Genomic DNA, 12,047 nt, shown 5'->3' with positions numbered 1-12,047 from the left:
GCCGAAGCCTGGGCCAGGGCCGGAAGCCGAGAGCCAGAGCCCGACAACCGACCGCCGAAGCCAGGACCCGAGCCCGGAGCCGGGGCCGGAGCCCGCAGCCGAAGCCTGGGCCAGGGCCGGAAGCCGAGAGCCAGAGCCCGACAACCGACCGCCGAAGCCAGGACCGGAGCCCGCAGCCGAGAACCCGAGCCCGAAACCAAGAGCCAGGGCCGGAACCGAGGCGCGCCCGGGTCTGAAGGCCGGAGCCCCAAACCAACCGCCGAAGCCGGGGCCGGAGACCGGAGCCGAGGGCCGAAGGCCGAGGCCAGGGCTGGAGCCCGGAGCCGGACCCAGGGGCCCGGAACCGGGACCCGGGAACCGGGGCCCGGGGCCCCGCACCGGGAAAAGCAGGTGCCCGGCATCGCGAGGATGCCGGGCACCGCGGGCTGCGTGGGCGTTACGCCCGGCCCGCCGCCTTCTGGCTCCGCCGGGAGACGGAGTCGATGACGACCGCGCCGAGCAGCACGGCGCCGGTGATCATGTACTGGATCGACGCCTCCATGTTCAGCAGGCTCAGGCCGGTGCTGATCGACTGGATGACGAGCATGCCCAGCAGGGCCGACCACACGGTGCCCCGGCCACCGAAGAGGCTGGTGCCGCCGATGACCGCCGCGGCGATCGCCAGCATCAGGGTGTTGCCGCCGCCCGCCAGCATGGTGGCGCTGGAGGTCTGGCCGGCGAAGAACATGCCGCCGAGGGCCGCGAAGCCGCCGGCGATGGCGAAGACGGTGATACGGACCAGCTCGACGTTGATGCCCGCGCGGCGGGCCGCCTCGACGCCGCCGCCGACCGCGAAGACCTTGCGGCCGAACGAGGTGCGGCGCAGGACGAAGTCGATGATCACCAGGCAGACCAGGAAGATCACCAGCGCGTTGGGCACGCCCGCGGAGTTGTTGAACATGACCGCGGCGGCGAAGGCGACCACCGCGAGGGCGACGACGCGCAGCACGATCTCGCTGGTCGGGCGGAACGGGACGCCGGCCGCGCGGCGGCGGCGCTGGTCCATGAAGGAGCCGACGAGCAGCGACAGGACGGCGAGCCCGGCCAGCAGGTAGGCGCCGACGATGTCCTGGTCCAGCAGGAACGACGACTTGCCGAGCAGGCTGACCGGGCCGTCGTCGGAGGGGATGTTGATGGTGCCGCTCGAGCCGAGCAGCCACAGCATCAGGCCGTTCCAGCCGAGGAAGCCGGCCAGGGTGACGACGAAGGCGGGCACGCCGATCCTGGCGAAGAACCAGCCGTGCAGCGCGCCGATGGCGACACCGGTGACGATGGTGAGCAGCAGGGCCAGCCAGGCGTCCATGCCGTGCTTGGTGACCACGACGGCGAACACGGCGGAGGCCAGGCCGCTGACCGAGCCGACGGAGAGGTCGATCTCGCCGAGCAGCAGCACGAAGACCAGGCCGATGGCGAGCATGCCGGTGGCGGCCATGTAGTAGCCGATGTTCGACAGGTTGTCGGCGCTCAGGAAGCGGTCGTTGTTGAGCTGGAAGACCGTCGCGATGACGATCAGGCCGACGACGACCGGGATCGAGCCCAGCTCACCGCCCTTGACCTTGCGCTTGAACTCCGTGATGTAGCCCTTGAAGCCCTCTTCGCGCACCAGCAGGCGGGGGTCGACGGCGGGGGCCGCCACCGCCGCGGCGGTGGGGTCCTCGGCAGCGGCCGGGACGGTGCCCTTGGGGGTGGGGGTCTTGGTCGTGTCGCTCACTTTGCCGCCTCCGTGGTGCGACGCTCCGCGCGACGGGTCACGGCGTTGTCCGTGGCACCCGTGATGGCGGCGATGATCTCTTCGTGGCTGGTGTCCTTCACCGGGAAGGTGCCGTTGTTCTTGCCCAGGCGCAGCACGGCGACGGTGTCCGCCACCGCCTTGACGTCGGCCATGTTGTGGCTGATGAGGATGACGCCGAGGCCGCGCTCGCGCAGCCGCTCGACCAGGTCGAGGACCTGGGCGGTCTGCTCGACGCCGAGGGCGGCGGTGGGCTCGTCCAGGATGACGATCTTGGGGTCGCCGATCAGGGCGCGCGCGATGGCGACGACCTGACGCTGACCGCCGGAGAGGCCGGCGATCGGGATGCGGACGCTGGGGATGCGGATGGACAGCGTGCTCAGCAGCTCGCGGGCCTTCTGCTCCATGGTGACCTCGTCGAGGACGCCGCGGCGGCGCAGCTCCCGGCCGAGGTAGAGGTTGCCGACGACGTCCAGGTTGTCGCACAGGGCGAGGTCCTGGTAGACGGTCGCGACGCCGAGCTCCTGGGCGTCGTGCGGCTTGCTGATCGAGACCGGCCGGCCCTCCCACTCGACGACGCCTTCGTCGATGGGGTGGACGCCGGCGATCGCCTTGACCAGCGTGGACTTTCCGGCGCCGTTGTCGCCGACCAGCGCGACGACCTCTCCGGCGTGGACCTCCAGGTGGACGTCGGTGAGGGCCTGGACCGCACCGAATCGCTTGGAGGCTCCGCGCAACGCCAGCACGGGCGTAGCGGACACGTGAATCATCTCCTTCGCCGCCTGACCGGCGGGGATGCCGCGTCCTGCGGACAGGACGCGGAGGGGCGCGCGAAAGCGCGGGTTTGCGGGGGGAGGGAGTGCGCGCGCTCTCGCGGAGCGCGGACGGTGGTGCCCCGTACCGGCCGCTGCCCCGAGCCGTCCCTCGGTGGGGACAGGACGGGGCAAAGGCCGGGCGGGGGGCGGCGGGATCCGCGGTTCGGCTCGTCCCGCCGCCGGGCCGGCCGCCCCGTCGGGCGGGCCGGCCGGAGCCGCTTACTTGCTGAGACCGGCCTTCTCGCACGCCTTGGCGAACTCGCCGGCGCAGATCTCTTCGACCGTGTACAGGCCGTCCTTGACGACGGTGTCCGCGATGTTCTTCTGGGTCACGGAGACCGGGGCCAGCAGCTGCGCGGGAACCTTGTCGCCGGAGCCGCTGGTGACCTCCTGGGTGGCGAGGGACTTGACGTCCTCACCGTTCAGCAGCTTGACGGCAAGCTCGGCGGCAGCCTCGGCCTGCGGCTTGAACGCCTTGTAGACGGTGGCGTACTGGGTGCCGGCGACGATGCGCTGGATGGCGGCGAGCTCGGCGTCCTGGCCGGTCAGCGGGATGTCGCCGAGGCCCTCGCCCTTGAGGACGTTGGCGATGCCACCGGCCATGCCGTCGTTGGCGGAGTAGACGCCGGTGATGTTCTTCTTGCCGAGCTGGGTGATGGCGGCGGACATCTTCTCCGCGGCGACCGTGTCCTTCCAGAGGCCGGTCTGCTCGTAGGCGATGTCGACCTTGCCGTCCAGGGCGCCGTGGGCGCCCTTCTTGAACTGGGCGGCGTTCGGGTCGGCGTCGTCACCGTTGATCATGACGATCTTCGACTTCGGGGTCGCCTTGTCGCCCAGACCCTCGAGGAGGGCCTCACCCTGGAGCTGGCCGACCTTCTCGTTGTCGAAGGAGACGTAGGCGGACACCGGGCCCTGGGCGAGGCGGTCGTACGCGATGACCTTGACGCCCTTGGACTCGGCCTCCTCCACGGAGGACTTGATGGCCGCGGAGTCCTGAGCGCTGACCACGATCACCTTGACACCCTTGGTGATCATGTCGCTGACCTGCTGGGCCTGCTTGTTCGGGTCGGCGCCGGCGTTCGCGTACTCGACGGTGCAGTCGGAGCAGAGCGCCGTGACCTTGTCCTCGAAGTAGGGCTTGTCGAACTTCTCGTACCGGGCGGTGACAGTGTCGGGCAGCAGCAGACCGATGGACTTGCCGCCCTTGTCGCCGGAACCGCCCTCGTCCTTGGCGTCGTCGCCCGCCTTGCCACAGGCGGCCATGGACAGAGCCATAGAAACAGCGGCAGCGCCGATCACGACGCTACGAATCTTGGCGTTCATAAGAGAGGTGCCTCCCTGACGCGGCCGCACCGTCGCGGCCGAGGTAAGTGACCGAAGTCAACTCGAAATCGATGTTTGACGTCAAGAAGTGAATACTTAACGGTCTGGCAACGACCGGCTGTGTTCTCTAAGTGAACGAGTTAGGTACGGAGCGTAGCGGCGTGCCCCCGAGCAGGGAGGCGTCGCCCACCTCGTTCAGCGCGAGGGCCAGCGCCCCCAGCACCTCGGCCCGGCCGCCCAGTCCGCCCGGCACGACGGAGAGCAGGCGGGCGGCGCTCGGGATCGCGTACCGTCCCACCGACTCCCGGATCGGACCCAGCATCAGCTCCCCCGCCTCCGCGAGGTCGCCGCCGATGACGATCCGCCCGGGGTTGAGGAGGTTACACAGATTGGCCACCCCGCTGCCCACGTGACGCCCGATGTCGCCGATCATCCGCCGGCACCCCGGATCGCCCTCCTTGGCCAGGCGCACCATGGCCTCCATGGTGAGTTCCGGGCCATGGGTCGGCTGGAGCAGCGGCAGCACGTAGCGCGCCGCGGTGAAGGTCTCCAGACAGCCGCGGTTGCCGCAGCGGCAGACCGGGCCGGACTCGTCGAGGGTGATGTGCCCGATCTCGCCCGCCGTGCCGCCCGGGCCGCGGTAGATCTTGCCGTCGATCACCAGGCCGGCGCCGACACCGCTGGCCACCTTGATGTAGGCCAGGTCCTTGACCCCGCGGCCGCTCCCCCAGGTCAGTTCACCGAGGGCGCCGAGGTTGGCATCGTTGTCCACGTGGACCGGGACGCCCAGCCTGGCTTCCAGTTCCTCGGCGGGGCGGGTGCCGCGCCAGCCGGGCAGGATGGCCGTGGAGCCGAGGGTGCCGGACTCCAGGTCGATCGGGCCGGGGACGCCCAGACCGACGCCGGCGATCTTGTCACGGTCGGCGCCGACACTGTCGATCAGGCGCCTGACCAGCTGTTCGGCCCGGTCGAAGCCCTGCGCGGCGGAGACGTCGACGTCCAGCGGCTCGGTCTGCTCGGCCAGCACCTGGTGGGCGAGGTTGCCCAGCGCCACCCGCAGATGGGTGTGGCCGAAGTCGATGCCGACCACGATCCCCGCGTCCCCGCTGAGCGAGACGGAGCGGGCGCGGCGGCCGCCGGCCGAGGTGGGGGTCACCTCGACCATCCCGGCATCCTTCAGTTCCCGCACGATGTTCGAGACGGTCGCGGCCGACAGACCGGTGGTCCGGGCGATTTCCGCCTGGGTCAGGGATCCGGCGAGTCGTACCGCTCTGACCACTCTCTCCAGGTTTGCCCGGTGCAGTGACGACTGCGACCCTGGAGTCTCCACGACGACCTCCCGCACGGGGCCGCTCCGGCGAGGCCCCGCCTTGTCCAACAAGTGAAGTCCAAGCTGACCGGTTCCCTCACCGTTGCGTCAAGAGGTGGAACCGGATCGTTGAACGGGAGGAGAACGCCGGGCGTCTGCTTCGGTCCGCTTCGGCCTACTTCAGGGCCCCCGCGGTGAGCCCCTGGACGACCTGCCGCTGGAAGACGATGTACGCGCCGAGCACCGGCAGCATGGCCAGCACCAGGCCGGCGAAGAGCGCGCCCCAGTCGCTCTTGTAGCCTGCGACCGCCGTCATCTGCACCAGGCCCTGGGTGAGCACCCTCTGGTCCTCCTCGGTGTTGAGCACCGTGGGCAGCATGTACTGGTTCCATTGGCCGAGGAAGTTGAAGATCCCGACGCTGATCAGGCCGGGCTTCGCCATCGGCAGCATCACCTGGAAGAAGGTCCGGGTGTGCGAGGCCCCGTCGACGAAGGCGGCCTCCGCGATCGAGGTGGGCAGCGTGCGGAAGAAGGAGGTCAGGAAGAAGACGGTGAACGGCAGCGAGTACGCGATGTAGACCAGGATCAGCCCGTGGGTGGTGTTGAGCAGGCCGATGTTGTTCACCACGTAGAACAGCGGCACCAGGGCGAGCATCACCGGGAAGCTCATGCCGCCGACGAACAGGAAGTAGACGAGCCGGTTGCCCGGGAAGTCGAACCGGGCCAGCACGTACGCCGCCATGGAGCCGAGCACCAGCGTGCCGATCAGCGAACCGCCCACCACGACGACCGTGTTGAGGAAGTAGTCACCGATCTGCGCCTGGGTCCACGCCCGCGCGAAGTTGTCGAAGTGCAGGCTGTCCGGGAGCGACCAGGGCGAGCTGATGATGGCCCGGTTGTCCTTGAAGGCGGTCATCACGGCCCACAGCAGCGGCAGGGTGACCATGATCGCCCACAGCACCAGCACGCCGTGCGAGAAGACGTTGAGGATCTTTCCCTCGCCCTCCTTGGCCCGGCGCGCCGGGCGCTCCGGACGTTCGGAGGTGCGGGTGCTCAGGGCGCCGGGGCCGGGGAGGACGGCGTCGTCGCCGGGCGGCGGGGTGTCGGTCTTCATCTCTCAGTACTCCAGCCGCTCGCGGCGTCCCAGTCGCATCACGAGGGCGGCGAACGCCAGCGTGACGGCGAGCAGGGCGACGCCGATGGTGGTCGCGTAGGCGGCCTGTCCGTCACGGAACGCCTTCTGGTACACGTACAGGACCATGACGGTGGTCGAGTAGTCGGGACCGCCGGGGCCGACCGTCATGATGTGCACCACGGCGAACGACTCGGCGCCCAGGGCCAGGATGCCGATGTAGACCCAGCCGGACTGCACGGTGTCCCACAGCAGCGGCAGGGTCACCTTGAAGAAGGTGGTCACCCGGCTCGCGCCGTCCAGCAGGGCGGCCTCGTAGAGCTCGGCGGGGATGGAGGCCATGCCGGCCGAGAACAGCACCACGAAGAACCCGACCGTCGCCCAGACGACCACGGCCATCACGCACCACAGGGCCAGGTTCGGGTCGCCCAGCCACTCGGGCTGCGCATCCACCCCGATCCCCGCCAGCAGTGCGTTGATCACGCCGCTGCGCGGGTTGTAGATGAACTGGAAGAGCAGGGCGATGATGACGATCGACAGCACCTGCGGGAAGAAGTAGACGATCTTGTAGAACGACGACCCGCGCACTCCGGTGATCGCCGGACCACCGCGCCGCTTACGGCCGCCCACGTTGACCATGAAGGCCAGGAACAGCGCCAGACCGATGGTGACCACCGGGACGAGCAACGCGAACAGCACGCTGTGCCAGAGCGACTTCCAGAAGACGTCGTCCTCGACCAGGCGCGTGTAGTTGTCGATCCCCACCATGGAGAACTCCGGACTCAGGCCGGACCAGTTGGTGAAGGAGTAGAAGATCGACTGGATGAAGGGCCAGACGACGAAGATGGCGTACAACGCCAGGGGGGCCGTCAGGAATCCGACGACGAAGCGGTACTTACCGTGCTGCATCCGCTGGTGACCCGATCTGTGCGGCGGTGGGTACGGCGGTGGAGGCCTCCGCCGGGCGCGGTCCGCGCGTCAGGTGACGGACCGCGCCCGGCGGACGGGCTCACGTGGCGTGCTCAGGTGTCCTTGCTCAGGTGTGCTTGTAGTGCTTGATGGAGTCGTCCTGGGCCGCCTCGTCGGCGTAACCCTGGATCTTCTTGATCGCCTCGGCCGGGGTGAGACGGCCGGCCATCATCTCGCCGAGACCGGCGGTGCCGATCTTCTCCTTCTGCAGCGCCACGTACCAGTCCTGGATGCGCGGGTTGAGGATGTTGTCGCCCGCCTTCTCCAGCGCGGCGACACCGGACTTGAGACCGGGGGTGAGCTCGATGCCGTCGGTGCCGCCGTCGAGGGCGGACAGCGACTTCACCTTGGAGGTGAAGTTCTTCGACGACTCCTCGCTGAGCATGATGCGCAGCTGCTCCATGCCGCCGGCCTGGTTCTTGGCCTTGGCCGGGACGACGAAGGGCTCGGCGCCGGACGCCCACAGGGTGCCGAAGGGCATCTTGTCGGAGCTGTCCAGGCCGGAGGGGGCTCCTATCGACACCCCGAAGTCGGCCGGGATGACGTCCGCCGACTCGTTCTCCACCCACGAGCCGTTCGGGATGAACAGCGCCTTGCCCTCCGCCCAGGCGGCCTGCGACTGGGTGTGCGAGAGACCCGGCGTGCCCTTGAGGATGTAGCCCTTGCGGTAGAGCTCGTAGTACGCCTCGAAGCAGGCCTTGACGGCGGGGTGCTTCCAGGCGTTGGGCTCCAGATTGTCGATGGCCTTGAGCACGTCCGGGCCGCCGACCTTGCCGATCATCGCGTAGAGCGAGAAGGGGATGTAGTACGGGTACTGGCCCGGGTAGGTCCAGCCCGCGATCCCCTTCTTCTTCGCCTTCGCGCAGACGGCGAGCATGTCGTCCCAGGTCTCCGGGTACGCCACCTCGAGCTCGTCGAGGGCCTTCTGCGAGTACCAGACGCCGTAGGTGGTGTACGCGTAGTACATGATGTACACCGGGTCACCGTCGAACTGACCCATCTCGACGATGCCGGGCCGCAGGGTGTCGCGGACCTTCTTGCTGGGGTCGTGGTACGACGGGGCGTCCAGCAGCGGGGTGAGGTCGGCCAGTTGCTTCTGGCCGACCAGGACGCCCATGTCCATCTGCTCCCGGCCGGAGTTGTCGATCAGGTCCGGCGGGGTGCCCCCGTTGAAGCGGGGCTGCAGGGTCGACTGGATCGTCAGGGTGGCGCTGAACTTCACCTTGGACTGGGGGAAGTTCTTCTCGTAGATCTTGACGGCGTCCTCGCCGTACTCCTTGCCGAACCCGCCGTTGAAGAGGACGAACTCCATCGGGGCGTTCGTCTTGACGCCCAGCGGGTTCTTGGCGGTCACCGATCCCTTCTCGGGCCCGTCGGTGGAGTCGTCCCCGCCGCCGCTGGCGCAGGCGGAGAGGAAGCCCGTGGCCGGCACGGCGGCCAGGCCGAGCGCGGCGGACCGCTTGATCAGATCACGGCGTCCGACGCCGTTGACCGCGCCGCTCGTGTTGTTCTCGGCATCGGCGGAAGTGGATCCCATGCGCAAGTCCTCGCCTTCTCCAGGACTCAGGCGGTGAACCGGTTCCTCCCCGGCACCGCGGTCGGTCGAGCTGGGTCGTGCAGGGGTGGTGCGGGTGGTGCCAGAAACACATACAGCGCCAAGGCCCTGACAGGGGCGGAAGGCAGGGGCTTCGGTGTGTTGCCCTCCCCGCCTCCCCCGGACCCGGACATGACCGACAGGTATAGTCCACTCTCCGCGCGTGGACAAGATCGCGCACAGGGTTGCGACGGGTCTTTTCCTAGTTGAGACCTCCGGGTCACACCCCGCGAAAACGACGGCCGGGCCGCGCCCTCCCGGGAAGGAGGACGCGGCCCGGCCTGGTGCGGCGGAAGATCTACTTGCGGATCAGGTTCCGCAGCACGTACTGCATGATGCCGCCGTTGCGGTAGTAGTCCGCCTCACCCGGGGTGTCGATGCGGACGACCGCGTCGAACTCGACACCGGTGTCGGTGGTGACCTTGACCGTCCGCGGCGTGGTGCCGTCGTTCAGCTCGGTGACGCCGGTGAAGGAGAAGGCCTCCTCGCCGGTGAGGCCGAGGGACGCGGCCGACTGGCCCTCCGGGAACTGGAGCGGCAGGACGCCCATGCCGATGAGGTTCGAGCGGTGGATGCGCTCGTAGGACTCGGCGATGACGGCCTTGACGCCCAGGAGCGCGGTGCCCTTGGCCGCCCAGTCGCGGGACGAGCCGGAGCCGTACTCCTTGCCGGCCAGGACGACCAGCGGGATGCCGGCGGCCTGGTAGTTCTGCGAGGCGTCGTAGATGAAGGCGACCGGGCCGCCCTCCTGCGTGAAGTCACGCGTGTAGCCGCCCTCGGTGCCCGGCGCGATCTGGTTGCGCAGGCGGATGTTGGCGAACGTACCGCGGATCATGACCTCGTGGTTGCCTCGGCGCGAGCCGTAGGAGTTGAAGTCACGACGCTCCACACCGTGCTCGGTGAGGTACTTGCCGGCCGGGGTGTCGGCCTTGATGGCGCCGGCCGGGGAGATGTGGTCGGTGGTGACCGAGTCGCCCAGCTTGGCCAGGACACGCGCGCCGGTGATGTCCTCGACCGGCGTGGTCTCCATGGTCATGCCCTCGAAGTACGGGGGCTTGCGCACGTAGGTGGACTGCGGGTCCCACTCGAAGGTGTTGCCGGTCGGGACCGGCAGCGCCTGCCACTGGGCGTCGCCCGCGAAGACATCCTGGTAGGACTTGTTGAACATGTCCTCGCCGATGGCGGAGGCCACGACCTCGTTGACCTCGGCCTCGGAGGGCCAGATGTCCTTGAGGAAGACCGGGTTGCCGTCCTGGTCGGCGCCCAGGGCGTCCTTGGTGATGTTCACCTTCATCGAGCCGGCGAGGGCGTACGCGACGACCAGCGGCGGGGACGCCAGGTAGTTCATCTTGACGTCCGGGTTGATCCGGCCCTCGAAGTTGCGGTTGCCGGAGAGCACCGAGGTGACCGCGAGGTCGTGCTCGTTGACCGCCTGGGAGACCTCGTCCGGCAGCGGGCCGGAGTTGCCGATGCAGGTGGTGCAGCCGTAGCCGACCAGGTTGAAGCCGACCTTGTCGAGGTAGGGGGTCAGGCCCGCCTTGTCGAAGTAGTCGGTGACGACCTTGGAGCCCGGGGCGAGGGTGGTCTTGACCCACGGCTTGCGGGTCAGGCCCTTCTCGACCGCCTTCTTGGCCACCAGCGCGGCGGCGACCATGACGTACGGGTTCGAGGTGTTGGTGCAGGAGGTGATCGCGGCGACGGTCACGGCGCCGTGGTCGAGCTCGTAGCTCGAGCCGTCGGGGGCGGTGACGAGGACCGGCTTCGAGGGGGTGCCGTCCGGGATGGTGGACGGGGCGTCGGAGCCCGGGAAGGACTCCTTGCTGGCCTCGTACTCGTCGCTGACGTAGTTGAGGATGTCGCGGCCGAACTGCTCGGCGGCGTTCGCCAGGACGATGCGGTCCTGCGGGCGCTTCGGGCCGGCGATCGACGGGACGACGGTGGACAGGTCCAGCTCGAGCTTCTCGGAGAAGTCCGGCTCGGCGGACGGGTCCAGCCAGAGGCCCTGCTCCTTGGCGTACGCCTCGACCAGCGCGACCTGCTGCTCGCTGCGGCCGGTCAGCTTCAGGTAGTTCAGCGTCTCGTCGTCGATCGGGAAGATCGCGGCGGTGGAGCCGAACTCCGGCGACATGTTGCCGATGGTGGCGCGGTTGGCCAGCGAGGTGGCGGCGACGCCCTCGCCGTAGAACTCGACGAACTTGCCGACGACACCGTGGTGGCGCAGCATCTCGGTGATGGTGAGCACCAGGTCGGTGGCGGTGGTGCCGGGGCGCAGCTCGCCGGTCAGCTTGAAGCCGACGACGCGCGGGATCAGCATGGAGACCGGCTGGCCGAGCATCGCGGCCTCGGCCTCGATGCCGCCGACGCCCCAGCCGAGCACGCCGAGGCCGTTGACCATGGTGGTGTGCGAGTCGGTGCCGACCAGGGTGTCCGGGTAGGCCTGACCGTTGCGCACCATCACCGTGCGGGCCAGGTGCTCGATGTTCACCTGGTGGACGATGCCGGTGCCCGGCGGGACGACCTTGAACTCGTCGAACGCGGTCTGGCCCCAGCGCAGGAACTGGTAGCGCTCGCGGTTGCGGCCGTACTCCAGCTCGACGTTCTGGGCGAACGCCTCGTGGGTGCCGAACTTGTCGGCGATGACCGAGTGGTCGATGACCAGCTCGGCCGGGGCCAGCGGGTTGATCTTCGACGGGTCGCCGCCGAGCTCCTTCACGGCCTCACGCATGGTGGCGAGGTCCACGACGCAGGGCACGCCGGTGAAGTCCTGCATGATCACGCGGGCCGGCGTGAACTGGATCTCCTGCGACGGCTGGGCCTGCGAGTCCCAGTTGCCGAGCGCACTGATGTGGTCGGCGGTGATGTTCGCACCGTCCTCGGTGCGCAGCAGGTTCTCCAGCAGGACCTTGAGGCTGTACGGCAGGCGGGCCGAGCCCTCCACCTTGTCCAGCCGGAAGATCTCGTACGACTCGTCGCCCACCTGCAGCGTGCTGCGGGCGTCGAAGCTGTTCGCCGACACGACAGTCTCCTTCATTTATGTGCGCGTACCACCGCGCCGCATGGTGCCGCCACGCCGGTTTGGCGATCCGCCGGGGCAAGGCTAAGTTAGGTAAGCCTTACCGGAGCGGCAGCAGCGGCGT

8 protein-coding genes are annotated in these 12,047 nt (G+C 68.9%); all 8 read right to left on the bottom strand.

All coding sequences use genetic code 11. The features are described 5' to 3' along the window. Window positions 1-436: 436 nt before the first annotated feature. Window positions 437-1,750 carry a sugar ABC transporter permease gene (locus tag GBN72_RS01235; protein ID WP_151769735.1) on the bottom strand — a complete coding sequence of 438 codons (1,314 nt, stop codon included), beginning with the start codon at window positions 1,748-1,750 and terminating at the stop codon, window positions 437-439. Continuing rightward, window positions 1,747-2,538 (bottom strand): ATP-binding cassette domain-containing protein, encoded by a 792-nt coding sequence (locus GBN72_RS01230; protein WP_151769734.1) that lies wholly within the window; start codon window positions 2,536-2,538, stop codon window positions 1,747-1,749. The genes GBN72_RS01235 and GBN72_RS01230 overlap by 4 nt, the downstream gene beginning before the upstream one ends. 264 nt (window positions 2,539-2,802) lie before the next feature. Then, complete coding sequence (locus tag GBN72_RS01225; RefSeq protein WP_174887056.1) at window positions 2,803-3,906, bottom strand: sugar ABC transporter substrate-binding protein; 1,104 nt, start codon at window positions 3,904-3,906, stop codon at window positions 2,803-2,805. A gap of 127 nt (window positions 3,907-4,033) precedes the next feature. Then, window positions 4,034-5,236, bottom strand: coding sequence for an ROK family transcriptional regulator (locus tag GBN72_RS01220; RefSeq protein WP_151769733.1), 1,203 nt, complete (start codon window positions 5,234-5,236; stop codon window positions 4,034-4,036). A gap of 154 nt (window positions 5,237-5,390) precedes the next feature. Further along, on the bottom strand, window positions 5,391-6,329 hold the full coding sequence (locus GBN72_RS01215) for a carbohydrate ABC transporter permease (protein WP_151769732.1): 939 nt from the start codon (window positions 6,327-6,329) through the stop codon (window positions 5,391-5,393). 3 nt (window positions 6,330-6,332) lie between these two features. Beyond that, complete coding sequence (locus GBN72_RS01210) at window positions 6,333-7,256, bottom strand: carbohydrate ABC transporter permease (protein WP_151769731.1); 924 nt, start codon at window positions 7,254-7,256, stop codon at window positions 6,333-6,335. A gap of 127 nt (window positions 7,257-7,383) precedes the next feature. Beyond that, window positions 7,384-8,853 carry an N-acetylglucosamine/diacetylchitobiose ABC transporter substrate-binding protein gene (gene ngcE, locus GBN72_RS01205; RefSeq protein ID WP_151769730.1) on the bottom strand — a complete coding sequence of 490 codons (1,470 nt, stop codon included), beginning with the start codon at window positions 8,851-8,853 and terminating at the stop codon, window positions 7,384-7,386. 355 nt (window positions 8,854-9,208) lie between these two features. Further along, window positions 9,209-11,926, bottom strand: coding sequence for an aconitate hydratase AcnA (gene acnA, locus GBN72_RS01200; RefSeq protein ID WP_151769729.1), 2,718 nt, complete (start codon window positions 11,924-11,926; stop codon window positions 9,209-9,211). Between the last annotated feature and the right edge of the window lie 121 nt (window positions 11,927-12,047).

The sequence above is a fragment of the Streptomyces abyssomicinicus genome (assembly GCF_008974245.1).
GTDB classification, from domain to species: domain Bacteria; phylum Actinomycetota; class Actinomycetes; order Streptomycetales; family Streptomycetaceae; genus Streptomyces; species Streptomyces abyssomicinicus.
The sequence above is the reverse complement of the archived record's forward strand: the minus strand, read 5'-3'. Positions and strand labels throughout refer to the sequence as shown.